Here is a 23,337-nt window from a genome sequence, read left to right on the forward strand (position 1 = left end):
AAGGGACATGGGACAATGCGGCATATGAAGGAAATCGTCACGGCTATTGGCACGCTCGCCATCGCCGTGGGTATTGGTTTCGTCATGCAAAGCGGCGAATCTGCGAAGGAACGGTACGGCAAGTCTGCCCGACCGGTCACAATTCCTGCGCCCGAGACCCCGGACGAAACATTGAACGGAAACGCGAGCGCCGACGTGCTGTTGCAGGTGCAAGAGATCGAACTGACCTCTGCCTCCGACACTTCGGCTGTGCCTGTTCCCGGCGGCGAGGCCAGCGTTCAGCGTGTGTCTGCCCCCTCGAACGCCGACGCACCACCGGTGCCCGACAATCTTCCGACCCCCGAAGGTTGCGAGATTGTAGCCACGGCGACGCCTGTCATCGGTGCGATGGTGAACCTCGCGCTTGATGCGCCCTGTGCGGCAAACGAGCGTCTGACAGTGCATCACAACGGCATGATGTTCACCGAAACGACGGACGAGGCGGGCAGCCTGTCCGTGACCGTGCCCGCGTTGACCGAACAGGCCGTGTTCATCATGGCATTCTCGGCTGGCGACGGCGCTGTTGCGCAGACTATGGTGCCCGAGATCACGCAATATGACCGCGTTGCCCTGCAATGGCGTGGACGCGCGGGTTTCGAACTGCATGCCCGCGAATTCGGTGCGGACTATGGCGAGAACGGGCACGTATGGTCCGGTGTTGCGCAGAATGCTGCCGGAATGACGACAGGTGAAAACGGCTTTATCATGCGATTGGGCGACACGTTGTCTGCCGAACCCTTGATGGCGGAAATCTACACCTTCCCCAGCGCGATGGCCGCACAGTCGGGCGTTATCGACCTGAGTGTCGAGGCCGAGGTAAACATGGAGAACTGTGGCCTCGAAATCGAAGCCCAATCGCTGGAAATGATGGTCGGTGGCCAGATGAAAACACAGGACCTGACACTGTCAGTGCCTGGGTGCGACGCTGTTGGCAGTTTTCTGGTGTTGAACAATCTTGTCTCAGACCTGAAAGTCGCCAGCAACTGACCGTTGCGACAAAGGGCACCTTATGGCTTGGGCACGTGCGGCGATTTTCGCCGCACTTTCTTTCTTGTGCACTGCGCTGGCCGCGCAGGATGTCACGCTGACCTCGCCCGATGGGCACGTCGAACTCAGCGGTACGTTGCTGGGCTTTGACGGTGAGTTTTACCGCATCGAAACGATCTATGGGGAACTGACGGTCGATGGGTCGGGCGTGCTGTGCGATGGCCCGGCCTGCCCCAACCTGCAGGATTTCGTGGCCGAGGTCAGTATCTCAGGCTCGTCCACCATGGGGTCGGTGCTGATGCCCGCATTGATCGAGGGGTTCGCGCTGCGCAATGACTACGTGGCGAACCGCAAGGCTGTCGGGCCCGCCAACTTTGTCTACGAACTGCGCGACGCTGCCACGGACAAGGCCGTGGCGCTGTTTTTCTTTCACGTCTCGACCACGGATGAAGGGTTTGCCGATCTGCTGGCCAATGACGCCGACATCGTCATGGCCTTGCGCGAAATTCGTCCCGATGAACGCCAGCGTGCGCGCGATGCAGGTATGGGGGACATGACCGACGCCAACCGTAGCCGTGTGCTGGCGCTTGATGCCATGGTGCCCATTGTTGCGCCGACCAATCCAGTGGATCAGATATCGCCGCAGGCCTTGGCTCAGGTCTTTGCCGGGCGGATCACGAATTGGCAGCAACTGGGCGGTGCCGATGCGCCGATTTCCCTTCATCTGCCGGGCGCGCGTACCGGTCTGGGCCAGACTGTCGAGGACGAGATCATGGACCCTGCCCGCATGGCGTTTGCCGAGGGGATCATCCGCCATGACCGTGCAGGCAATGTGGTGGATGCCGTGTTGCGTGACCCCTTTGCCATCGGCATCGCCAGCTACGCCGAGACGGGAAATACGCGCGCGCTCACGTTGACGGGATCCTGCGGCTTCTCTCTCAGCGCGGCGCGCGGAACGATCAAGACCGAGGATTATCCGCTTACCGCGCCCATGTTCCTTTATATGCCTGCCCGCCGACTGCCCAAGGTGGCGCGCGAATTCCTTGCCTTTACCCGGGGTGTGTCGGCTCAGAACATGATCCGGCGTGCAGGGTTCATTGATCAGGCCCCCGAAGAGATCTCGATCAATGATCAGGGGTACAGGTTTGCCAACGCGGTCACCTCTGCTGGCCCCGAGATCACCTTGGGTGAATTGCAGCGCATGACCCGGACGCTGTATGGCATGGCGCGGCTTACCACGTCGTTCAGGTTCGAGGCGGGGTCGGTGCGGCTGGATGCGCAATCACGCTCGAACGTTCAGCAATTGGCTCGTGCGCTTGAGCAGGGCAAGTACGACGCGCGCCAGATACTGCTGGTGGGTTTCAGTGACGGGGATGGGCCGTCGACCGCCAATCGGGACATCGCGCTGCGCCGGGCCGAGGCGGTAAAGCGTGCTGTGATGGCGGCCGCGGAGACGGCGAATTTTGAACGTATTCAATTGAGCGTGGATGCCTTTGGTGAGGCGCTGCCCATGGCCTGTGATGACAGTGCCTGGGGGCGGCAGGCCAATCGCCGTGTCGAGGTGTGGGTGCGCTAGAGGCTTAGAGGTAACCCTCGGATTTAAAGCTCAACTCGCGGGATTTTCCGACGATCAGGTGGTCGTGCAAGGTCAGCCCGAGGGCAGCGCAGGCCATTTCCATTTGTGCGGTCATGTCGATGTCGGATTGGCTGGGGGTAGGATCGCCTGACGGGTGATTGTGGACCAGGATCAGGGCAGAGGCATTGAGTTCCAGCGCCCGTTTTGCGACCTCGCGGGGGTAGACGGGCACGTGATCGACGGTGCCTTTTCCCTGCTCTTCATCTGCGATCAGGATGTTCTTGCGGTCCAGAAACAGGACGCGGAATTGTTCGGTTTCGCGGTGGGCCATGGAAGTGTGGCAGTAATCGACCAGCGCATCCCAGCTTGAAATTGCGTGCTTGTTCAGCACCTTGGCGCGCGCCAGCCGTTGCGATGCAGCCTCGACCACTTTCAACTCCACAATCACCGCATCGCCGACGCCCTTGACGCTACGCAGCCGCTCGACGGGTGCAGACACCACGCGGTTGAAGTCGCCAAACTCCGCCATCAGCAGATGAGCCAAGGGCTTCACGTCCTGCCGTGGGATCGCGCGAAACAGCACGAGTTCAAGCAATTCGTAGTCGGGCATGGCGCTGGCACCACCATCCATGAACCGGGCCCGCAAGCGTTTGCGGTGGTCGACCATGTAGGAGGGTGTCCGCCCCTTGGGAAGCGTGACCGGGGTGGCCTCGTCAAAGTCGAATGGCAGGGGTTGTTCCGCGAAATGGGTCATGCCCGCAGCATGCCCAGCCTTGGTTAGAAAAGGGTTAACTGTAACTTCCGAAAGGAGGCGAAACACACGTCAAAAAGTGTGCCCCCAATTGGTGGGCAGACCATGATCAGGCGACAGGACGCTCAAAAACAAACACGGCCTCGGTCACGCCATCGGTCGTTTCAATGCCGGTCTGGACAAAGCCTGTACGCTCCATCAACCGGCGTGACGGTGCATTGTTCACTTCTGCCCATGCGTTGATTTTTGCGATGCGCGTTGTGTCAAGCAAGAGCGCGACCGCGAGGGACACCGCGCGTGTGGCGTGGCCCTGACCTTGGGCCGTACGGGCGAGCGTGATGCCAAGTTCAGCGCTGGCCTGGTCAGTGGCCAGATGCAAACCCATGTCACCAAGGAGCGCATCCGTTTCGCTGTCGGCCACCGCGATCTGCGTCCAGTGGCCTGGGCGCAAAAGCGGCGTGATCGCGGATGCGTGTGTCAGGAAATGCGTGGCCTTTGCGTCATCCATCTGTTCCCAGCTTTGGAAGCGGGCGACGATGGGGTCGTTGCGGTAGGCCTGGAACGCCGCAAGGTCGCCGGGCGAAAGTCGACGCAAAGTGGTGGCGTGGGATGTCAGGCGCATGGGCCCAGTGTAGACCGAAGGATGGCGGAGTAAACGCCGCCTTACGCAGTCCGTCAGTAAGGCGGATCTTGATCCGCCCTGAATCGGTGTTGGTATCGCGCTGCACAGACGTGGGTAAGGCGGAGTTAACTCCGCCTTACGTCAGCCTTTCATCGAATCCCAAAAGGATTTTACGGAAGAGAAGAAGCTGGAGGATTCTGGGTTGTTCTCTTCGGACAACTCTTCGAACTCGCGCAGCAACTCTTTCTGGCGGCCGGTCAGGTTCACCGGTGTTTCGACCGCCAACTCGATGAACATGTCGCCCGCGCCGCCGCCACGCAGGGCAGGCATGCCCTTGGAGCGCAGCCGCATCTGGCGACCCGATTGTGAACCTGCGGGAATCTGCACCCGTCCGCGTCCACCATCAATCGTCGGCACCTCGATCGAACCACCCAGGGCGGCGGTGCCCATGCTGACCGGTACACGGCAGAACAGGTTTGTCCCGTCGCGTTCGAACAGTTTGTGTTCGGACACCTCGATAAAGATATAGAGATCACCCGAGGGCCCGCCGCGCATGCCGGCCTCGCCCTCGCCCGCAAGGCGGATGCGGGTGCCGGTTTCCACGCCCGCGGGAATATTGACGGAAAGCGCGCGGTCTTTTTCGACCCGGCCCGCGCCGCCGCAGGAGTTGCAAGGATTCTTGATGTGCTGCCCGAGGCCCTGACAGGTTGGGCAGGTCCGCTCGACCGTAAAGAAGCCTTGTTGCGCGCGCACCTTGCCCATGCCGGAACAGGTGGGACAGGTCGTGGGTTCCGACCCGCTTTCTGCGCCGGTGCCATCACAGCTGGTACAGCCCACGGAGGTCGGTACGTTGATCGTCTTTTGCAGACCCGCAAATGCGTCCTCTAGGGAAATGCGCAAGTTGTAGCGCAAGTCGGAACCGCGCGCGGCACGTCGTCCGCCACCGCCGCGCTGGCCACCCATGAAGTCGCCGAAAAGGTCGTCGAATACGTCTGAAAAGGCCGAGCCCATATCCGGGTGGTGGCCGCCAAAGCCGCCGCCTTGCCGTCCGCCACCGCCCATGCCGCCCTCGAACGCGGCGTGGCCAAAGCGATCATAGGCCGCCTTTTTTTCGGCGTCCTTCAGAACATCATAGGCCTCGTTTGCCTCCTTGAACTGCGCTTCGGCATTTGGATTGTCCGAATTGCGGTCGGGGTGCAGTTCCTTGGCCTTGGTGCGGTAACCTTTTTTGATTTCGTCGGCCGATGCGCCTTTGGAGACGCCAAGCACATCGTAGTAGTCACGTTTTGCCATGGATCATGTCCTTTGCTGGAACGTCTGAGGCCGGCCTGATCGGGCCGGCCTCGTGATTGGTTCCGTTTTCCACGTGGATCAGGCGCGCTTGTCGTCGTCCAAATCTTCGAACTCGGCGTCAACGATATCGTCGTCGGCATCGCGGGGTTCGTCGGCACCGGCTGGTTCGTCACCCGCTTCTTCTTGCGCCGACTTGTAGATCGCCTCGCCCAGTTTCATGGCCGATTCGGTCACGTTCTGGATGCCCGATTTGATCTTGTCCGCGTTTTCGGTTTCCAACTCGTCCTTGAGCGCGGCAATGGCCAGTTCGATCGCTTCGATCGTGGTCGGGTCGACCTTGTCGCTGTGCTCTTCCATCGACTTTTCGGTCGAGTGGATGAGGCTTTCGGCCTGGTTTTTCGCCTCGATCAGCTCGCGACGTTCCTTGTCCGCCTCGGCATTGTCCTCGGCGTCCTTGACCATTTGTTCGATGTCCTCGTCGGACAAACCGCCCGAGGCCTGGATCGTGATCTGCTGTTCCTTGCCAGTGCCCTTGTCCTTGGCGCCGACCGACACGATGCCGTTGGCGTCGATGTCGAAGGTCACTTCGATCTGGGGCATGCCGCGCGGCGCTGGCGGGATGTTTTCAAGGTTGAAGGCCCCGAGGATCTTGTTGTCGGAGGCCATTTCCCGTTCACCCTGGAACACGCGGATGGTCACGGCGTTCTGGTTGTCTTCGGCGGTCGAGAAAATCTGCGACTTCTTGGTCGGGATCGTGGTGTTGCGGTCGATCAGGCGGGTGAACACGCCACCCAGTGTTTCGATGCCCAAGGACAGCGGTGTCACGTCGAGCAGGACAACGTCCTTGACGTCGCCTTGCAGAACACCGGCCTGAATGGCGGCGCCCATGGCGACCACTTCGTCCGGGTTCACACCCTTGTGGGGCTCCTTGCAAAAGAACTTGGTCACTTCCTCGACCACGCGCGGCATTCGAGTCATACCGCCGACCAGCACAACCTCGTCAATGTCGCTTGCCGACAGGCCTGCGTCTTTCAGGGCTGCCTGACAGGGTTTCATCGAGGATTTGATCAGGTCACCGACCAGCTGTTCCAGCTTGGCGCGGGTCAGCTTCATCACCATGTGCAGCGGCTGACCGTTGCTGCCCATCGAGATAAAGGGCTGGTTGATTTCGGTCTGGTTCGCGCTCGACAGTTCGATCTTGGCCTTTTCTGCCGCCTCTTTCAGGCGTTGCAGCGCCATCTTGTCGGCGGTCAGATCAACGGCATGTTCCTTTTTGAACTCGTCGGCGAGGTAGTTGACGATGCGCATGTCAAAGTCTTCACCACCCAGGAATGTGTCGCCGTTGGTCGATTTCACTTCGAACAGGCCGTCATCGATTTCCAGGATGGTCACGTCGAACGTACCACCGCCAAGGTCATAGACCGCGATGGTTTGCGAGTTTTCCTTGTCGAGGCCATAGGCCAGCGCGGCGGCAGTCGGTTCGTTGATGATCCGCAGCACTTCGAGGCCGGCAATCTTGCCTGCGTCCTTGGTCGCCTGACGCTGGGCGTCGTTGAAATAGGCGGGAACGGTGATGACCGCTTGGGTCACGTCTTCGCCAAGGTAGCTCTCGGCGGTCTCTTTCATCTTACCCAGAATGAAGGCGGAGATTTGGCTGGGCGAGTACTTCTCGCCGCGGGCTTCAACCCATGCGTCGCCATTGCCGCCGTCAATCACGTTGAAGGGCAGGTTTTTCTTGTCCTTGGCCAGATCCGCGTCGTCGTTGCGGCGGCCGATCAGGCGCTTCACACCAAAGATGGTGTTGTCGGGGTTCGTCACTGCTTGCCGTTTGGCAGGCTGGCCGACGAGACGTTCGTTTTCGGTGAATGCGACGATGGACGGTGTTGTCCGCGCGCCTTCCGCGTTTTCGATCACGCGGGGCTGGCTGCCATCCATGATGGCGATGCAGCTATTTGTTGTTCCTAGGTCAATACCAATGACTTTGGCCATGTTTTCGATCCCTCATATCAGTTCAAGGCGATGACACGAGGCGGCGACCCGTTTCGGCATCGACGCCACGTATTGGATTGCGCAAGATCCCTTGCGCGCTGGGGCGTATATAAGGAGGGTCATTTGACGCTGCAACCGTTGGTACGGGGTGCAAAACACCAAAAATTGCACATAACGGGGGGATTGGGTTGTGAGAGCAACTATTCGCGGTTTTGACATCTACAAAGGGTGTTTGGACGCCGCTGCACAGGCAGATTTAGTGCGTGCCGTGCGCAAGCTTGCCGAGGCGGCGCCGATGTTTTCGCCGGAAACCCCGTATGGCAAGCCGATGTCGGTGCGCATGACCTCGGCCGGGACCGTGGGATGGTATGCAGATCGTCGCGGATATCGCTATGCGCCGCAGCATCCCAGCGGTGTTGACTGGCCCCCGATTCCCGATGCCGTGCTGGCGCTGTGGCGCGATCTGACGGGGCTGGCCCGCGACCCCGATTGCTGTTTGATCAACTACTACGGCGAGGCCGCGCGCATGGGCATGCATCAGGACAAGGACGAGGCGGATTTCAAATGGCCGGTGCTGTCCGTGTCGCTGGGGGATTCCGGGCTGTTCCGCATTGGCAATACCACGCGCGGTGGCAAGACCGAGTCGCTGTGGCTGGAGAGTGGCGATGTCGTCCTCATGTGCGGCGACGCCCGCCTGACCTATCACGGGGTGGATCGCATCCGCTTTGGCTCGTCCAGCCTGTTGCCCAAAGGTGGGCGCATCAACCTGACGTGCCGTGTGGTCACCTAGCCGTAGTGCATCCGCGCCTGGGCAAAGGACAACAGCCGCTTGGTCTTTTCATCCCAGAGGTGCAGGCGCACCGTGTTCAGGCTGTCGCGGATGGTCATACGATTGATCTTGGCCAGTTCCGCGTGATCCCGCAGCACCTGGGGCAGCCGGTAGAACGGCAGACGGCTGTAAAGGTGATGCACGTGGTGGATCCCGATATTGCCCGTCGCCCATTGCAGCACTGGCGGCAGCACATAGTGCGACGACCCATGCAGGGCAGCGTGATGCATGTGCCAATCTTCTTCCTCTTCCCAGTGCGTGTTTTCGAACTGGTGCTGGACATAGAACAGCCACACCCCCGCCGTCGCGGCCAACAGGGTCGAGGGGAGGAAGATGAGCAGAATGGGCATCCATCCACCAAAATAGAGGATCGTGCCAAGGCCAAGGATGATCCCGGCGTTCGTGACCATCGCACTGACCCAGTACTTCACATGCTCGGTAAAGCCGAGCGGCAGACGGTTTTGCAACAGGAACAGGTATCCCGGCCCAAGGCCAAAGAATACGACCGGGTTGCGATAAAGCCGGTAGAACAGGCGGTTGAGGCGGCTGAGCGCGTAGTATTCAGTGACCGTCAGCGTGTGCACGTCCCCGATCCCACGTCGCCCCAGATTGCCGGACCCGCTGTGGTGGATCGAATGCGAACGCCGCCAGACGTCGTAGGGCGTAAGGGTCAGCACACCGATCACCCGGCCCAGCCAGTCCGAGAGGTTGCGGCTTTGGTAGAACGAGCCGTGCCCGCAATCGTGCTGGATGATGAACAGGCGCAAAAGGAAGGCCCCGTTCAGCAGGCCAATCCCAAAGGTCAGCCAGTAGCTGTAGGACAGCGAGACCCAGGCCAGCGCCCAAAGCAGCACGAAGGGGCCGATTGTCACCCCCAACTCGAAGGATGAGCGTAGCGCGCTGGGCTCGCGATATTCAGAGAGGACCTTGATCCATTTTTGCGGGGAATCGGTATCGGTGATTGGCCGGGGGGACTGATCGAACATACGCCTGCTTATTGTCGTTGTTGGCCGACGCGATAGAGGTGTGCCCGTGCCTTTGCGCGCACGCTATCAGCTTTGTTCTTTCGATCCTATGACTGTTGGACCCGATCACGAAAACTTATCCCGGCAAGCGCGGGATTGGCGGTTCGGGCGGCCTCGCGCATCTGTTTTTTGCTTGGTTGACGGCCATTGGATGGGCACAGGCCCCACCGTGACACCTGTTTCAAATGGGCAACAACAGGGCTGTGCCATGCCGTCATGCCGCCGCCGTCTTCGCCTTATAGTAGTAGCGAGCATTGTGCCCGTCCGCTACTGTGTCCGTGCGCTTGGCATCATCGGGTGCGGCGCGATCCTGTTGCGCCGTTTGCGTGGCGGGGTCTGATTTGGACACAACCAATGAGGTTCACAATGACTTATTTTCGCGGTGTGGCGATTACCGTTGCCGTTGTTTCCAGTGTCAATGCAGCTGCGGCATCCGACACGCAAGGTGCTGTGGGGGATGATGTGATTGCAGCGCAGCGGACCGCGTTGGCCGCTGCGACGGATGGTGCGGGGTTCGGTCCGCAGTCCCCCCGCGACCTTGACACTCTGACCGGTTCAAACGCGCGCGTGTTCGAGGCTGCCCCGGCCTATACAGCGATGAACCTGTGCAACATCCACTTTCACGAAAGCGCCGAGCATAGGGGCGGTGAATTCACCTTGTATGCAGGTAATGGCGATGGTGCGGGCTATGGCACTGGCTTCAAGTATTCCGGCACGCTGAGCGCGGCGGAACTTGCGCCGTTCGGAGAGGAAATCGGTGTCACTGAACATGGCAGCCTTGTCCCGGGCGACACGATCGAGGTGCACTATGTCTTCAGCACGGCCCAGGTCGCGCCCGGTCCGACCCTTGGGTCTTGCCTGAGTGAGGCCATCAACAACCCGCAATTACGGGTCGAGACGCAGGTGATGGTTCTGGTCAATGATCCGGCGGCGCAGGATTTTCAGATGCTGGCCGAACACGCCGTGGTCGATGGGTTTCACCAGGCGCTGAACATTCCCGGTGACACGGGCACCCCCGTTGAATATGCCGGATCGACCACCGGGCCGGGATATAATGAAACCGGTTCCCCCTTTCAGGTGACGTGGAGCGTGCGGCCCGATGTGGTCAAGGTGAACATCGCGTCGGTCGGGGCCTGGCTGGAGGACAACGTGTTTGACGAGGATCACGCGCATGGCGTGCGCAATCTGGTCCTCAACCCGGATCTGATTGCTCCTATCGAATAGCTGCGTTTAGCGGTGTCGCAGACACACCCATGTCCATGTGACACCGCTGTCACGGTTGCTCTGCTGGATCGAGAGGGCGTTGGTCTGGAACTCGATGTCCAGGCCAGTGGCCTGTGCGGACCCTGCCAGTGCCGATACAGGGGCGGGGTGGTGTGTGCGGGGGCATGGGCCATGGCGCAGTGACAGTATGATCCGGCCATTATCTGCTAGCAAATCTGGCAATTGATGCAGGGCGGCGATGCGTTCCCTGGGCGACAGGTGATGCCAGACGCCACTGATCAGGATGGTATCGTATCGCACCCCGAGGTCTCGAACGCGGGCAAGGTGCGGTAACCGGTCGTCGATCCAAGTCTGCATAGCGACGCCAAAGCGTTCCTGCCCGAAGGCACGAAACGCCGCCACCGGTTCGACCGACGTCACAGTGATCCCCTGCGCTGCAAACCACGCGCCGCTGCGCCCGATCCCGGCCCCTATGTCGAGAAGGATCGCGGGCGCGCTGGGTAAGAGGTGAGAGACGGACCGCAAGATCTCGGCCTCGCTCAGGGCGCTGTAGGGTTCGGCCAGGATCGCGGCGTCAGCGATGTATTCATCAATGGCCGACATCGCCAAACCGTCAGCGGCGTGCGCCCCAGCTGATCGAGGCATGGCGACGGGTGTAGAATTCGCCCATCAGCCCCACCATGATCAGGACGATTCCAACCCAGAATGCGTACTCCCACGAGGAATAGCGCGGATTGTAGTTGATGAAGGTAAAGCCGCGCGACTGGTCAATGGCGTGAAACAGCGGGTTCCAGTCAAACATAGCCAGCATGAAACTGGGCAGCGTGTTGGCGACGAACATCTTGCCCGATGCGATCATGTTGGCGCGTTGGTAAACTTGGGTAAAGACGGACACGGCCGTCGGAAACCACGGCTTGATCGCCAACAACACAAGCCCGAGGGCGAAACCGGTGAACCACGCAAGCAAGAGCATACCAAAGGCGGGATAGGGCTGTTCCACCTCCACCGGGGTAAAGGCCACGTGGTAGATAAACAGGATCATGAACAGCGACAGCACCTGGATATAGAGCGCGCCAAGCCCTGCCGAACAAATCGACACAATGGTGTTCATCGGGGCGTGCAGCATCATCGGGCTTGCCGGCCCTTCGGACCCCACCACCGCGCCCAGCGTCTTGGTGTGCGTCATGTAAAGGAAAATGCCGGTCATGATGTAGAGCAGGAAATCGCCCCGGATCGCAGCCCCGCGCAGCCCGAGGATCGAGAACATCACGTAAAAAGCCATCACAAAGATCACAACCTGCAGCATGTTCATCGCAATCGCCATGAAGGCGTTGTTATGGGCCTTGCGCACAGAGCGGACGATCGAGTGATAAATCACCTCGAACATCGCCAAGGCGGTGCCAAAGCCGGATTGCGGCTTGCGGGTTGATTGAAACATAAGCGGTTCTGCCTCGACTAACGCGATGATCGCAGGGAATTCTTGCCGTTCCGTTAGCACCGCAGCATAAGGGGCGCGCATCACATTTTCAACAAATGCCCGTCCAAGGAACAATTTAATGAACTACGACAATTTGATCCCTGTGATCCGCAAGCTCGCCCTCGAAGCCGGTGACAAGATCATGGAGATCTACAACTCGGACGACTTCGACGTGAAGGTAAAGTCCGACGACAGTCCCGTGACCGCTGCGGACGAGGCGGCGGATGCCCTGATTTCCGCGGGTCTGCGCGCGGCGTTTCCCGATGTCATGCTGGTGACGGAAGAGCAGGCAGCGACGCACACGACCACCGGTGATACCTTCCTGATCGTGGATCCGTTGGACGGCACCAAGGAATTCGTCCATCGCCGGGGCGACTTTACCGTCAACATCGCGCTGGTCGAAGCGGGTGTGCCGACGCGTGGCGTTGTCTATGCCCCTGCCAAGGGCCGCATGTTCTTTACCCAGGCCGATGGCCAGTCGGTCGAGGAAACGGGCGCTTTGGACAAGGACAGCGTGGGCGAAGTGACGCCCATGCATGTGGCTGACAGCGACAACGCGGCGCTGATGGTCGTCGCCTCGAAATCCCACCGCGATCAGGCGACCGACGACTACATCAACAAATACGCTGTCAAAGACATGAAAAGCGCGGGGTCCTCGCTCAAGTTCTGCCTGGTTGCGACCGGGGAGGCCGACATTTACCCCCGCGTTGGCCGCACGATGGAGTGGGACACGGCGGCGGGTCATGCCGTTCTGTCGGGGGCCGGTGGGCACGTGGTGCGTTTTGATGATCACACGCCGCTGGTCTATGGCAAGGATGGGTACGCCAATCCGTTCTTTATCGCCTATGCGCCGGGTGTCGCGCTAAAGCCTGCCTGATGTCTGTCCTGATCGTTATCCCTGCGCGCTATGCCTCGTCCCGTTATCCAGGCAAGCCGCTGGTGCCGCTGAGCGGTGCGACCGGCGTGGCCCAGACGCTGATCGAGCGCAGTTGGCGCGCGGCCTGCGATGTGGCGGGCGTGGACCGTGTCGTGGTTGCAACGGATGATGATCGTATCAAGGATGCTTGCGACGGCTTTGGCGCCGAGGTCGTGATGACGTCAGACGCCTGTTTCAACGGCACCGAACGCTGTGCCGAGGCGCATGCAGCGCTGGGCGGTGGCTACGACATCGTTGTGAACCTGCAAGGCGACGCCCCATTGACCCCGGCCTGGTTCATCGAAGGGTTGGTCGACGGGCTGCGCGCGGCACCGCAAGCCGAAATTGCAACGCCCGTCCTGCGCAGTGATGGCGCGACGCTGAACGGGTTTCTGGACGACCGCAAGGCGGGCCGCGTTGGCGGCACCACGGCGGTGTTCGGGGCGGCTGGGCAGGCGCTCTATTTCTCCAAGGAAGTGATCCCCTACACCAACGCGTCATATGCGCCCGAGGATGATACGCCGGTCTTTCACCATGTCGGTGTCTACGCCTATCGCCCCGATGCTTTGGCGGCGTATCCGGGGTGGCCCGTGGGCCCGCTCGAGCAGCTGGAGGGGCTTGAGCAATTGCGGTTCCTGGAAAACGGCCGGCAAGTCCTGTGCGTCGAGGTAGAGGCCCGTGGCCGCCAGTTCTGGGAATTGAACAACCCCGAAGACGTGCCCAAGATCGAAGCGATGATGGCCGAGATGGGGCTGGAATGACCAACGTTCCGGTCAGCGTGGTGGTTGTCAGTCGCGACAGACCCGTCGCGTTGCGCCGCTGTCTGACCGGGTTGGCGCAGGTCCAGTACACACCGTTCGAGATCGTGGTCGTCGCCGACACCAAGGGATGTGCCGCCGTTGCCGGATCGCCCCTCGCGGGCAAGGTGAAGGTGATCGAATTTGATCGCCCCAACATTGCCGAGGCCCGCAATCTGGGTATCAGCCACGCTGCGGGCGAGATTGTCGCGTTTATCGACGATGACGCTGTGCCAGAGCCCAGTTGGCTGACCCAGCTTGTGGCCCCCGCAGCGCGTCCCCACGTGGCGGCGATGGGTGGTTTCGTGCGCGGGCGCAACGGAATTTCCTTCCAATGGCAGGCGCGCAGCATTGACGAGATGGGCGTGTCCGAATCGCTCGAGATGAACCCCAACCGCGCCACCTTGCTGACGCCGCGCGGCCGCCGTGGCACCAAGACGGAAGGCACCAATATGGCGGTGCGCCGCGAGGTGTTAGTTGAGCTGGAAGGGTTCGATCCCGGCTTTGCCTTTTATCTGGACGAGACGGATCTGAACCTGCGTCTGATGCGTGCGGGGCACACCACCGCCGTTGTGCCCATGGCCGAAGTGCACCACGGATTCGCCGCCAGCCCCCGGCGCCGGAAGGATCGCGTGCCAAGGGACCTGTTCGACATCGGTGCCAGCTGGGCCGTGTTTCAGCGCAAGTACCTGAAGGAACCCGAGCGCCGTGACCATTGGCGCGCCATTCGTGCGTCTGAACGGGTGCGCGTGATTGATCACATGGTGGCGGGTCGCCTGTTGCCGCGTGACGTGCGCTACCTGCTGTCACGGCTGGATCAGGGATATGGCCAGGGATTGATGCGCAAACGGGGTGGGGCGCAGATCACCGACAGCCCTGTATCCGCCTTCAAACCCATGCCGGTCACGGTGCGCGAGAGCGTGGTGCTGGCGGGCCGCATCTGGCAGCGCAGACGCCTGCGCGCCGAGGCGATCAAGCGGGTCAAGGCGGGCGACATCGTCACCTTGATTCTTCTGTCGCCCACGGCCCTCTATCACCACATCCGGTTTGACCCCGAAGGATTCTGGGAACAGAGCGGCGGGCTGTTTGGCCGGTCCGACCGGAGCGACCCATTGTTTCGCCTGCGCAGCTTCCACAATCGGATCAGGAAAGAGATCGCCCGCGTCGCGCAACAACGTATAATTTCGGCTAAATCTTGGGCAGGTGACTAATTCGATGGCGGCGAAGTTCCGCATTGAGGGTTTGGATATTCTTTCATCCCACACTAAGAGTAGGTCATATGCGAGGCGAACCCTGCTCTCAGCATAATTTAAATCGAGGATCCCATGCGTAAAAAAGTTACAAAAGCCATTTTCCCCGTTGCCGGTCTGGGTACCCGGTTCTTGCCAGCCACCAAGTCAGTGCCCAAGGAAATTATGACCTTGGTTGACCGCCCACTTATTCAATATGCCATCGACGAGGCGCGCGCCGCCGGGATCAAGGAATTCATCTTTGTCACATCCCGCGGCAAGGGCGCGCTCGAAGACTACTTCGATCATTCGCCCGTGCTCGAGCAAGAGCTGCGCAAAAAGGGCAAGACCGAACTGATGGATATCCTGAAGGATACCAACATGGACAGCGGCGCCATTGCCTATATCCGGCAGCACAAGGCGCTGGGTCTGGGCCATGCCGTGTGGTGCGCGCGTCGCCTGATCGCCAACGAACCCTTTGCCGTCATCCTGCCGGACGACGTGATCGCGGCGGAAACGCCGTGCCTGCAGCAAATGGTCGAAGCCTATGAAGAGACAGGCGGAAACATGGTCGCGGCCATGGAAGTGCCTCCGGAAAAGGCGTCGTCCTACGGTGTGCTGGACGTCAAGAACGACATGGGCCAGATGGTCGAGGTCAAGGGCATGGTCGAAAAGCCACCCGTTGGCGAAGCGCCGTCGAACCTGGCCGTGATCGGCCGCTACATCCTCAGCCCTTCGGTCCTGCGTTCTCTCAACCAGATGAAGGCGGGTTCGGGTGGTGAAATCCAGCTGACCGACGCCATCGCCCAAGAGATCGCTGGCGAGAACTCCGTTTACGGGTATCGCTTCCGTGGTCAGCGGTTTGATTGCGGGTCCAAGTCGGGCTTTTTGCAGGCAACCGTGTCGTTTGGCCTGGCGCGTGAAGAGCTGCGTGAAGATTTGCTGGGATACATCCGTGACGTGGTCCAAATGGACCAGGCCGCAGAATAGCACGGAGATTCCTTTGTGACCCATGTGTTGGTAACCGGCGGTGCGGGCTATATCGGCTCGCACGCGTGCAAGGCGTTGCGCGATGCCGGATTTGTGCCTGTGACTTATGACAACCTCGAGACCGGGTGGCAGGATGCGGTCAAGTTCGGCCCGTTCGAAAAAGGCGATCTGATGGACCGCGCCCGTCTGGACGCGGTGTTCGCGCAATATGCGCCCGTTGCCGTGATGCATTTTGCAGCCCTCAGCCAGGTCGGCGAAAGCATGAAGGAACCGGGGCGCTATTGGCGCAACAACGTTCTGGGCTCGCTCACCCTTGTCGAGGCTGCCGTGGCAGCGGGGTGTCTGGATTTCGTGTTTTCCAGCACTTGCGCCACCTACGGCGATCAGGACAACGTTGTTCTGGACGAAGACAGCGCGCAGCACCCGATCAATGCCTACGGCGCGTCCAAGCGGGCAATCGAGGATATTCTATCGGACTTCGAGGCCGCCCATGGCCTGCGCCACGTGATCTTCCGCTACTTCAACGTGGCGGGGGCTGATCCAGATGGCGAAGTGGGAGAGTTCCACCAACCCGAGACGCACCTGATCCCCCTCATGCTTGATGCCATCGCGGGCAAGCGGGATGGCCTCACCGTTTATGGCACCGACTACGACACGCCCGACGGAACGTGCGTGCGCGATTATGTCCACGTGTGCGATCTGGTGGATGCCCATGTGCTAGGCCTCAAATGGCTCAAGGATGGCAAGGGCAGTCGGGTGTTCAATCTGGGCACTGGATCGGGCTTTTCCGTGCGCGAGGTGATTGACCATTCGCGCGCTGTGACCAATCAGGCGGTGCCTTATGTCGATGGTGCGCGTCGCCCTGGCGATTGCACCAAGCTGGTTTCGGGGTCAAAAAGGGCCGAGGCTGAACTGGGCTGGCGGCCCACACGTTCGACCCTTGAAACCATGATCACCGACGCCTGGAGATGGCATCAAACTGGCCACTACGACACATAATTCCCCACCCGCACGCTTGCTGGACATCACCCGGCTGATGCGTCGGGCGGGCAAGGTGCTGACAGGGGTGGACCGTGTCGAGTGGGCCTATCTGCGCGCATTGCTTGAGGATCCTGTGCCAACCTTCGGACTGATCCGGGCCCAGTTGGGGTACATCCTGTTGGACCAAGCGGGGCTGCAAGATTTGGCGCCCGCGCTTGCCGGACCCAGCCCAGAGCAATCCGCAGATGCACACCGCACCCGTGTGTGGCGCCGCGCCCGGCGCCTGTCCATCAGCCGTGTGCCACCCGCGTTGTTGCCGCGCATGCTGCGTGGTGCACTGCCGTCGGGATTTGCATATGTGAATGTCGGCCATTCCAACCTGACCAAGCGGGTTCTGGACACCATGCGGTCCATCAATGCCCATGTCGCAGTGATGGTGCATGACGTGATCCCGCTGGATTTTCCCGACTTTCAGCGCGACGGGTCCGTGCCACCCTTCGCGGCCATGATCGAACGGGTCGGGGCGTGTGCGGATCTGTTGATCTACAATTCCCAGGACACACAGCAGCGCACCGAGGCGCATTTGTCCGCCCCACCCGCATCCATTGTTGCGCATTTGGGGACAGAGCATGTGGCGCCCACACCCGATGCCCTGCTCGGCGGATTACCCCCTGCGTCGCCGTTTTTCGTGTGCATCGGCACCATCGAGCCGCGCAAGAACCACGCTTTCCTTCTGGATGTGTGGGACGACATGGGTGCGGATGCGCCGGGTTTGATCATCGCGGGCAGCCGGGGCTGGAAGAACGAAGCCGTCTTTGCCCGGCTTGATGCCTTGCCATCCGACAGCCCGGTGCGCGAGGTTTCGGGGCTCAGTGACGGGGCACTTGCCGCCCTTGTCGAGGCATCCGCAGGCGTCCTGTTTCCCAGCCATGCCGAAGGGTTTGGCCTACCCGCCACCGAAGCGGCACTGCGCGGCGTTCCGGTCATTGTGAACGATCTGGATGTTTTCCGGGAAATCCTTGGTGATATTCCCGTTTACGCAAGCGTTTCAGATCGTTATCTGTGGATAAACAAGATCAAAGAGTTGGCCGAAGCAGTCCCGACCGCGCCGAAACCACCACAGTTTTTGCCCCCCACATGGGACGCGCATTTCAAGACTGTGTTAAGGTTGACCTGATAGGCGCAACATGGGCCGCACAAAGCGGCGGGTAGAGGAACGAACGTATTGGGCGCTTGGCAGTCATATCGGCTGAGGCTTCAGCGCAAGCGCTGGCGCATTCGTGCGTTTCGAAAGCGTCGCGAACTCAAACGTGTGGTCAATCGGACTGATCAGATAAGACCCAGCGACCTTCTGTGCTTTTCGACGCAACGTAACGAGGCGGTGCGCCTGCCTTATTTCCTGGAATACTACCGCGAGATGGGGATCAACCATTTCCTGATCGTGGACAATGACAGCACGGATGGGTCGGTCGACTATCTGGCATCGCAGCCGGATGTATCTGTGTGGTCAACCTCGGGCAGCTACAAACGATCCCGGTTCGGGGTCGACTGGCTGAACTGGTTGCAGATGAAGTACGGGCACAGCCACTGGAACCTTGTGGTCGATCCTGACGAATTCCTTGTTTATCCGTTCTGCGACACGCGCCCCTTGCGCGCCTTGACCGATTGGCTGGATGCGTCTTCGATCAAATCCTTCTCGGCCATGCTGCTGGACATGTACCCCAAGGGACGGTTGGACGAGCAGCCCTATCAAGCGGGGCAGAACCCGATCGAGATCGCGAGCTGGTTCGACAGCGGCAATTACACGATCTCCAAGAACAAGCGGTTTGGTAATCTGTGGATACAAGGCGGGCCGCGGTCGCGCGTGTTTTTCCCGGACACCCCTGAAAAGGCCCCGGCACTGAACAAGATACCATTGGTCAAGTGGGATCGCCGCTATGCCTATGTCAGTTCGACCCATATGTTGCTGCCGCGCGGCTTGAACCAGGTCTATGACGAGTGGGGCGGCGAAAAGGCCTCGGGCGTGCTGCTGCATGCCAAGTTCCTCGATACATTCAACACCAAGGCCGCAGAAGAATTGGAGCGCAAGCAGCACTATGCCGCGAGCGTGGAGTACAAGGCCTATGCGCAGTCCATGCGCGACGATCCCGATCTGTGGTGCAAGTGGTCTGAAAAATACATCAACTGGCGACAACTCGAGATTCTGGGCCTGATGTCCAAGGGCAACTGGGCATGAGTGTCGGGATTGTCATGTTGGTCCACACGGCGCTGGACCGGGCCGAACAGGCCGCGCGGCACTGGGCGGCAGGTGGATGCCCTGTCGTGATTCATGTCGATGCCGCCGTGCCCCGTCAGACCTACGCGGCCTTTACCAATGCCGTGGCGGACGTGCCCGCGATCAAGTTTTCCAAACGCTACCGGTGCGAATGGGGCACTTGGGGCATTGTCGCGGCAAGCCAGGCGGCGTCCGAGTTGATGCTGGCCGAGTTCTCGGATGTGCGCCACGTCTACCTCGCCTCCGGGTCCTGCCTGCCCTTGCGCCCGGTCGAAGAGTTGATCGAATACCTCGCCGACCGCCCACGCACGGATTTCATCGAAAGCGCGACAACAGCCGATGTCCCGTGGACCGTCGGCGGCCTTGATCAAGAACGGTTCACCTTGCGCTTTCCCTTTTCGTGGAAACGCCAGCGCGTCCTGTTTGACAAATATGTCGAATTGCAGCGTCGCCTGAAGCTGAAGCGCAAGATACCTGACGGCATCGTCCCCCATATGGGCAGCCAGTGGTGGTGCCTGACGCGCCAGACCCTGTCGGCCATCCTGCAAGGCCCGGATCGCAAGGAATACGACGCCTATTTCCGCCAGGTCTGGATTCCGGACGAGAGTTACTATCAAACCCTCGCGCGCCAGTACTCGACCAACATCGAAAGCCGCTCGCTGACCCTGTCCAAGTTCGACTTTCAGGGCAAACCGCACATCTTTTACGACGACCATCTACAATTGCTGCGCCGCTCGGACTGCTTTGTCGCGCGCAAAATCTGGCCCCATGCCAACCGGCTGTACGAGGCGTTCCTGACCGACCCTGCGGGCGCGATGAAACGGACCGAACCAAACCCCGGCAAGATCGACCGTATTTTCGCCAAGGCGGTGGAGCGGCGGACGCGCGGGCGGCCAGGTCTGTACATGCAAAGCCGGTTTCCGAACGAGGATTGGGAAAATGGCGTGACTGCCGCACCCTATTCCGTGTTCCAGGGCTTTACCGAGATTTTCGAGAATTTCGAGCCGTGGCTGGCCAAGGCCACGGGCGCGCGGGTGCATGGGCACCTGTTCCACCCGGACGTCGTCGAATATGCCGAGGGGCAGACGACACTGAACGGCGCGCTGAGTGGCAGCGCAAAGGCGCGCGACTATAATGCAAAGGCGTTTCTGACGAACCTGATCTGGAACACCCGTGGTGAGCGGCAGTGTTTCCAATTCGGGCCGGGCGATAATCAAAAGGTGAACTGGCGCATCGCAAAGGATCCGAACGCGCAGGTATCGGTGATTTCGGGCGCATGGGCAGTGCCGCTGTTCCGGTCAAACATGAACTTCCTCGATATCCGCAAAGAGGCTGCCCTGCTTCAGCGGATCGAAAGCGATCATCTGGATGTGCTGCGCTCGCCTTACGTCAAGGCGCGGGTGCGTATCTGGACGATGGCCGAATTCATCGAAGCACCGATGGAGCCATTGCAGGGCATTTTGGACGAGATCGGCCAGACACAGGCCCGCCGTTTGTCCGAAGTGCCCAAGATGGTGGATCTGACCGGGTTTGGCCAGTTCCTCCAAAACCTCAAGAACCAGGGGATGCATCCGTACCTCATGGGCGACTTTCCTGTGGCGCTGGGTCCGGAACCTGCGCAAGATCGCCACAGAAAACCCTATTTGGTGCGTTAACCCGTTATGGCCCAATTCGACTATTTCGTGGTGTTTGCAGAGATGCGCACCGGATCGAATTTTCTGGAATCCAACCTGAACGCATTTGACGGGTTGGCCTGCCATGGCGAGGCGTTCAACCCGCATTTCATTGGCTACCCCAACAGCAAGGACATTCTGGGGATCGACCAGGCGACACGCGACGCTGACCCCAAGCGGTTGCTGCGCGAGATCAAGAAGACACCGGAGCTGAGCGGGTTTCGTTACTTCCACGACCATGATCCCCGCATCTTTGATCGCGTCATGGATGACCCCAAATGCGCCAAGGTGGTGCTGACCCGAAACCCCGTGGACAGCTATGTTTCGTGGAAGATCGCGCAAGCCACGGGCCAGTGGAAGCTGACGGATGCAAAGGCGCGCAAGGACGGCAAGGCAGAGTTCGAGCCTGATGAGTTCGCCGCACACCTGGCCGCGCTTCAGGCGTTTCAGGTCAAGTTGCTGAACCGCCTTCAGACATCCGGGCAGACGGCTTTCTATGTCGCTTACGAAGATCTGCAAAGCCTTGATATCATGAACGGCCTCGCGGCGTGGCTGGGGACGGACAGCCGCCTTGATGGGCTGGACAAAAGCCTGAAGGTGCAGAACCCCAGCGCGCTGTCCGACAAGGTCAGCAATTTCGGTCAGATGACCGAGGCGCTGTCGGGTCTCGACCGGTTCAACCTGACGCGCACACCGAATTTCGAACCTCGGCGCGGCGCGGCCGTACCCACTTACTTTGCGAGCGCAACACAGCCGCTGTTGTATCTGCCCGTGCGCGGTGGCGTTGACGATCCGGTGCTGACCTGGCTGGCGGCCCTCGATGGGACCGAAGGTGGCGCGCCCGCGTCCAAGCTGTCACAGAACGATCTGCGTGATTGGATGCGTGGGCATGCGGGGCACCGCAGTTTCAGCGTTCTGCGCCACCCTGTGGTGCGCGCTCACGCGGTGTTTTGCCATCGGATCGTGAATATCGGGCAGGGGTCCTACGGTGGTATCCGCAACACCTTGGCCAAACGCTACCACTTGCCATTGCCGGCCGACCCAAGTGATCCGAGCTATGACAAGGTCGCGCATCGCGCGGCCTTCGCTGCATTTCTCGGGTTTCTGAAATCCAACCTGGCGGGGCAAACGGCGGTCAGGGTTGATCCTGATTGGGCCAGTCAATCCAAAACTGTTGAAGGGTTTGCAGAATTCGTGCTGCCGGATCGCTTGATGCGGCAAGAGACCTTGGCGCATGAACTGGCAGAGCTTGCAGCGGCGGTCGGGATCACGGATGCGCCAGCATTGCCCAGTGCAGCAGCCGATGCGCCCCATGCGTTGGCTGATATCTACGATGCTGAAATCGAAAGCCTGACTCGCGCGGCTTACGCGCGCGACTACTTGCTGTTCGGGTTTGACGACTGGACGCCTGTTTAGACAGGTCCACGCCACAGTGGCTCGAAACTCTGTCGGTTTCCTGGCCGGAAAATGGGTGTGTCAGGCGGCTTGTGCGGGTTTGGCTTCGTTCAGGATTGCGTAGATCGTGGACGCATCCGGGTTGGCGCGCAGCTTGGTGCAGATCGTCTGGTCGCGCAGGGTGCGTGACACAAGTGCCAGCGCCTTGAGGTGTTCGACACCGGCCTCTTCCGGCGCAAACAAGGCAAACGCGATATCGACCGGCTGGCGGTCAACGGCGTCAAAGTCGATTGGCTTGTCCAGCAACACAAACGCGCCCATGACATTGTCGATGCCATCAAGCCGCGCATGTGGCAGCGCCACGCCATGTCCCACGCCGGTCGGCCCAAGCGCCTCGCGTGCCATCAACGCCTCGACCACAAGGGCCGCGTTCATGTCATAGGCGCTCTGCACGAGATCACCGATCTCGTGCAGAAGCCGTTTCTTGGACGAGGCCGATGTCACTACCTTGACAGCCTCGGGTTTCAGAAGAGTTCCAAAATCCATTTTGCTCGCATCGTCGGTGCCCATGAGGCACCGATCCCTTACGGGTCAATCCAACCGATATTGCCGTCTTCGCGGCGGTATACGACGTTCAGCCCGTCTTTTCCCTCATTTCGGAACACCAGCACTGGTGCACCTGCCAATTCCATTTGCATCACCGCCTCTCCGACCGAAAGGGACGGAATGTTCGTCTCCATCTCAGCCACGATGATCGGTTGCAGGCTTTCGGGTTCATTTTCACCCGAATCCGCGTCAGAGGCGAGGATATACGAGGCTGCGCCCGAGAGTTCAACCGGCTGGGCGCGCTCCTTGTGATGGTCCTTGAGACGGCGTTTGTACCGGCGCAGCTGCTTTTCCATTTTCTCGGAACAACTGTCAAAAGCCGCATAGATTTCAGTAGCATGAGCCTTGGCCTGGGCCGTCAGGCCGGTCGACAGGTGCACTGTCGCCTCGCACACGAATTCATGTGCCGACTTGGAGAAGACCACATTGGCGTTTGTCGGGCGTTCGGCATATTTCTGCACCACGCCCCCCAATTCATCCCGTACATGGGTCTGCAGGGCGTCGCCGATGTCGATCTGTTTGCCACTGATTTGGTATTGCATATTGTCTCCTTCAGTTGGGTCCGCACCGACGACAGGACGGGCCACGGGTGTGGCCAGACGCAGGGTGTCAGATGTGCGGAAATGGCTGGGCTGGAACCGGATCGACCCAGCGCCAAAGTGG

The 23,337-nt window shown here is 60.4% G+C and carries 23 protein-coding genes; 13 read left to right on the forward strand and 10 right to left on the reverse strand.

What is annotated here, in order from left to right; translation table 11 throughout:
- Positions 1 to 15: 15 nt before the first annotated feature.
- Together ACMHLQ_RS12710 and ACMHLQ_RS12715 are read left to right on the forward strand one after the other, a co-directional pair.
- Entirely contained in the window at positions 16 to 1,026 is a 1,011-nt protein-coding gene (locus ACMHLQ_RS12710; protein WP_415405172.1) for a hypothetical protein, read from the forward strand.
- A 22-nt stretch (positions 1,027 to 1,048) separates the two neighbouring features.
- Positions 1,049 to 2,602 (forward strand): phosphate ABC transporter substrate-binding/OmpA family protein, encoded by a 1,554-nt coding sequence (locus tag ACMHLQ_RS12715; RefSeq protein WP_415405173.1) that lies wholly within the window; start codon positions 1,049 to 1,051, stop codon positions 2,600 to 2,602.
- Between the two features lie 4 nt (positions 2,603 to 2,606).
- Here ACMHLQ_RS12715 and radC read toward each other — a convergent pair whose 3' ends face one another.
- From radC to dnaK, 4 genes are all read right to left on the reverse strand, one after another.
- Positions 2,607 to 3,356 carry a RadC family protein gene (radC, locus tag ACMHLQ_RS12720; protein ID WP_415405174.1) on the reverse strand — a complete coding sequence of 250 codons (750 nt, stop codon included), beginning with the start codon at positions 3,354 to 3,356 and terminating at the stop codon, positions 2,607 to 2,609.
- A 106-nt stretch (positions 3,357 to 3,462) separates the two neighbouring features.
- The gene (locus ACMHLQ_RS12725; protein WP_415405175.1) at positions 3,463 to 3,975 is read right to left on the reverse strand and encodes a GNAT family N-acetyltransferase; all 513 of its coding nucleotides are present in this window, start codon (positions 3,973 to 3,975) and stop codon (positions 3,463 to 3,465) included.
- Positions 3,976 to 4,116: 141 nt separating this feature from the next.
- Positions 4,117 to 5,268, reverse strand: coding sequence for a molecular chaperone DnaJ (gene dnaJ, locus ACMHLQ_RS12730; RefSeq protein WP_415405176.1), 1,152 nt, complete (start codon positions 5,266 to 5,268; stop codon positions 4,117 to 4,119).
- A 78-nt stretch (positions 5,269 to 5,346) separates the two neighbouring features.
- The gene (gene dnaK, locus ACMHLQ_RS12735; protein WP_415405178.1) at positions 5,347 to 7,257 is read right to left on the reverse strand and encodes a molecular chaperone DnaK; all 1,911 of its coding nucleotides are present in this window, start codon (positions 7,255 to 7,257) and stop codon (positions 5,347 to 5,349) included.
- Positions 7,258 to 7,447: 190 nt separating this feature from the next.
- Here dnaK and ACMHLQ_RS12740 point away from each other — a divergent pair, with 190 nt between their 5' ends.
- Entirely contained in the window at positions 7,448 to 8,047 is a 600-nt protein-coding gene (locus ACMHLQ_RS12740) for an alpha-ketoglutarate-dependent dioxygenase AlkB family protein (protein WP_415405180.1), read from the forward strand.
- On the opposite strand, the gene ACMHLQ_RS12745 is transcribed toward ACMHLQ_RS12740, so the two are convergent.
- Both ACMHLQ_RS12745 and ACMHLQ_RS12750 read right to left on the reverse strand, forming a co-directional pair.
- A complete protein-coding gene (locus tag ACMHLQ_RS12745; RefSeq protein WP_415405181.1) occupies positions 8,044 to 9,072 on the reverse strand; it encodes a fatty acid desaturase in 1,029 nt (342 codons plus the stop codon). The two genes, ACMHLQ_RS12740 and ACMHLQ_RS12745, sit on opposite strands and share 4 nt — an antisense overlap.
- 253 nt (positions 9,073 to 9,325) lie before the next feature.
- Entirely contained in the window at positions 9,326 to 9,460 is a 135-nt protein-coding gene (locus ACMHLQ_RS12750; RefSeq protein ID WP_415405183.1) for a hypothetical protein, read from the reverse strand.
- A gap of 17 nt (positions 9,461 to 9,477) precedes the next feature.
- On the opposite strand from ACMHLQ_RS12750, the gene ACMHLQ_RS12755 reads away from it, so the two are divergent.
- Positions 9,478 to 10,335, forward strand: coding sequence for a delta-class carbonic anhydrase (locus ACMHLQ_RS12755; RefSeq protein WP_415405184.1), 858 nt, complete (start codon positions 9,478 to 9,480; stop codon positions 10,333 to 10,335).
- A gap of 6 nt (positions 10,336 to 10,341) precedes the next feature.
- Here ACMHLQ_RS12755 and ACMHLQ_RS12760 read toward each other — a convergent pair whose 3' ends face one another.
- Both ACMHLQ_RS12760 and ACMHLQ_RS12765 read right to left on the reverse strand, forming a co-directional pair.
- The gene (locus ACMHLQ_RS12760; RefSeq protein ID WP_415405185.1) at positions 10,342 to 10,980 is read right to left on the reverse strand and encodes a class I SAM-dependent methyltransferase; all 639 of its coding nucleotides are present in this window, start codon (positions 10,978 to 10,980) and stop codon (positions 10,342 to 10,344) included.
- A complete protein-coding gene (locus ACMHLQ_RS12765) occupies positions 10,949 to 11,773 on the reverse strand; it encodes an ABC transporter permease (protein ID WP_415405186.1) in 825 nt (274 codons plus the stop codon). The genes ACMHLQ_RS12760 and ACMHLQ_RS12765 overlap by 32 nt, the downstream gene beginning before the upstream one ends.
- Positions 11,774 to 11,891: 118 nt before the next feature.
- Here ACMHLQ_RS12765 and cysQ point away from each other — a divergent pair, with 118 nt between their 5' ends.
- The 9 genes from cysQ to ACMHLQ_RS12810 all read left to right on the forward strand — a co-directional run bounded on the left by cysQ (position 11,892) and on the right by ACMHLQ_RS12810 (position 22,089).
- Positions 11,892 to 12,689, forward strand: a complete 798-nt coding sequence (gene cysQ, locus ACMHLQ_RS12770; protein WP_415405187.1) for a 3'(2'),5'-bisphosphate nucleotidase CysQ — start codon at positions 11,892 to 11,894, stop codon at positions 12,687 to 12,689.
- Entirely contained in the window at positions 12,689 to 13,489 is an 801-nt protein-coding gene (locus tag ACMHLQ_RS12775; RefSeq protein ID WP_415405188.1) for a 3-deoxy-manno-octulosonate cytidylyltransferase, read from the forward strand. The genes cysQ and ACMHLQ_RS12775 overlap by 1 nt, the downstream gene beginning before the upstream one ends.
- Positions 13,486 to 14,736, forward strand: coding sequence for a glycosyltransferase family 2 protein (locus ACMHLQ_RS12780; RefSeq protein ID WP_415405189.1), 1,251 nt, complete (start codon positions 13,486 to 13,488; stop codon positions 14,734 to 14,736). The genes ACMHLQ_RS12775 and ACMHLQ_RS12780 overlap by 4 nt, the downstream gene beginning before the upstream one ends.
- Positions 14,737 to 14,850: 114 nt before the next feature.
- Positions 14,851 to 15,744, forward strand: coding sequence for a UTP--glucose-1-phosphate uridylyltransferase GalU (galU, locus tag ACMHLQ_RS12785; RefSeq protein WP_415405190.1), 894 nt, complete (start codon positions 14,851 to 14,853; stop codon positions 15,742 to 15,744).
- A 15-nt stretch (positions 15,745 to 15,759) separates the two neighbouring features.
- Complete coding sequence (gene galE, locus ACMHLQ_RS12790; RefSeq protein ID WP_415405191.1) at positions 15,760 to 16,743, forward strand: UDP-glucose 4-epimerase GalE; 984 nt, start codon at positions 15,760 to 15,762, stop codon at positions 16,741 to 16,743.
- A gap of 16 nt (positions 16,744 to 16,759) precedes the next feature.
- Positions 16,760 to 17,902, forward strand: coding sequence for a glycosyltransferase (locus ACMHLQ_RS12795; RefSeq protein ID WP_415405192.1), 1,143 nt, complete (start codon positions 16,760 to 16,762; stop codon positions 17,900 to 17,902).
- A 72-nt stretch (positions 17,903 to 17,974) separates the two neighbouring features.
- Positions 17,975 to 18,961 (forward strand): glycosyltransferase family 2 protein, encoded by a 987-nt coding sequence (locus ACMHLQ_RS12800; RefSeq protein WP_415405275.1) that lies wholly within the window; start codon positions 17,975 to 17,977, stop codon positions 18,959 to 18,961.
- A complete protein-coding gene (locus ACMHLQ_RS12805) occupies positions 18,958 to 20,655 on the forward strand; it encodes a beta-1,6-N-acetylglucosaminyltransferase (protein WP_415405193.1) in 1,698 nt (565 codons plus the stop codon). Before ACMHLQ_RS12800 ends, ACMHLQ_RS12805 begins: the two co-directional genes overlap by 4 nt.
- Before the next feature lie 6 nt (positions 20,656 to 20,661).
- Positions 20,662 to 22,089, forward strand: coding sequence for a sulfotransferase family 2 domain-containing protein (locus ACMHLQ_RS12810; RefSeq protein ID WP_415405194.1), 1,428 nt, complete (start codon positions 20,662 to 20,664; stop codon positions 22,087 to 22,089).
- Between the two features lie 60 nt (positions 22,090 to 22,149).
- Here the strand turns inward: ACMHLQ_RS12810 and ACMHLQ_RS12815 are convergent, their stop codons facing one another.
- Positions 22,150 to 22,614, reverse strand: coding sequence for a PTS sugar transporter subunit IIA (locus tag ACMHLQ_RS12815; protein ID WP_415405276.1), 465 nt, complete (start codon positions 22,612 to 22,614; stop codon positions 22,150 to 22,152).
- Positions 22,615 to 22,652: 38 nt separating this feature from the next.
- Positions 22,653 to 23,216, reverse strand: coding sequence for a ribosome hibernation-promoting factor, HPF/YfiA family (hpf, locus tag ACMHLQ_RS12820; protein WP_415405195.1), 564 nt, complete (start codon positions 23,214 to 23,216; stop codon positions 22,653 to 22,655).
- Positions 23,217 to 23,337 lie beyond the last annotated feature (121 nt).

Source organism: Tateyamaria algicola (genome assembly GCF_047715485.1).
In the GTDB taxonomy this organism is placed as follows: Bacteria; Pseudomonadota; Alphaproteobacteria; order Rhodobacterales; family Rhodobacteraceae; genus Tateyamaria.

Excerpts from the sequence above, each read along its gene's own strand:
- ACMHLQ_RS12765 (WP_415405186.1), bottom strand. The coding sequence starts at position 11,773 with ATGTTTCAATCAACCCGCAAGCCGCAATCCGGCTTTGGCACCGCCTTG.
- galU (WP_415405190.1), top strand. The coding sequence starts at position 14,851 with ATGCGTAAAAAAGTTACAAAAGCCATTTTCCCCGTTGCCGGTCTGGGT.
- ACMHLQ_RS12745 (WP_415405181.1), bottom strand. The coding sequence starts at position 9,072 with ATGTTCGATCAGTCCCCCCGGCCAATCACCGATACCGATTCCCCGCAA.
- ACMHLQ_RS12715 (WP_415405173.1), top strand. The coding sequence starts at position 1,049 with ATGGCTTGGGCACGTGCGGCGATTTTCGCCGCACTTTCTTTCTTGTGC.
- ACMHLQ_RS12815 (WP_415405276.1), bottom strand. The coding sequence starts at position 22,614 with ATGGATTTTGGAACTCTTCTGAAACCCGAGGCTGTCAAGGTAGTGACA.
- ACMHLQ_RS12755 (WP_415405184.1), top strand. The coding sequence starts at position 9,478 with ATGACTTATTTTCGCGGTGTGGCGATTACCGTTGCCGTTGTTTCCAGT.
- ACMHLQ_RS12780 (WP_415405189.1), top strand. The coding sequence starts at position 13,486 with ATGACCAACGTTCCGGTCAGCGTGGTGGTTGTCAGTCGCGACAGACCC.
- ACMHLQ_RS12760 (WP_415405185.1), bottom strand. The coding sequence starts at position 10,980 with ATGCCTCGATCAGCTGGGGCGCACGCCGCTGACGGTTTGGCGATGTCG.
- ACMHLQ_RS12710 (WP_415405172.1), top strand. The coding sequence starts at position 16 with ATGCGGCATATGAAGGAAATCGTCACGGCTATTGGCACGCTCGCCATC.
- hpf (WP_415405195.1), bottom strand. The coding sequence starts at position 23,216 with ATGCAATACCAAATCAGTGGCAAACAGATCGACATCGGCGACGCCCTG.
- cysQ (WP_415405187.1), top strand. The coding sequence starts at position 11,892 with ATGAACTACGACAATTTGATCCCTGTGATCCGCAAGCTCGCCCTCGAA.
- ACMHLQ_RS12805 (WP_415405193.1), top strand. The coding sequence starts at position 18,958 with ATGAGTGTCGGGATTGTCATGTTGGTCCACACGGCGCTGGACCGGGCC.
- ACMHLQ_RS12775 (WP_415405188.1), top strand. The coding sequence starts at position 12,689 with ATGTCTGTCCTGATCGTTATCCCTGCGCGCTATGCCTCGTCCCGTTAT.
- dnaJ (WP_415405176.1), bottom strand. The coding sequence starts at position 5,268 with ATGGCAAAACGTGACTACTACGATGTGCTTGGCGTCTCCAAAGGCGCA.
- dnaK (WP_415405178.1), bottom strand. The coding sequence starts at position 7,257 with ATGGCCAAAGTCATTGGTATTGACCTAGGAACAACAAATAGCTGCATC.
- ACMHLQ_RS12725 (WP_415405175.1), bottom strand. The coding sequence starts at position 3,975 with ATGCGCCTGACATCCCACGCCACCACTTTGCGTCGACTTTCGCCCGGC.
- ACMHLQ_RS12810 (WP_415405194.1), top strand. The coding sequence starts at position 20,662 with ATGGCCCAATTCGACTATTTCGTGGTGTTTGCAGAGATGCGCACCGGA.
- radC (WP_415405174.1), bottom strand. The coding sequence starts at position 3,356 with ATGACCCATTTCGCGGAACAACCCCTGCCATTCGACTTTGACGAGGCC.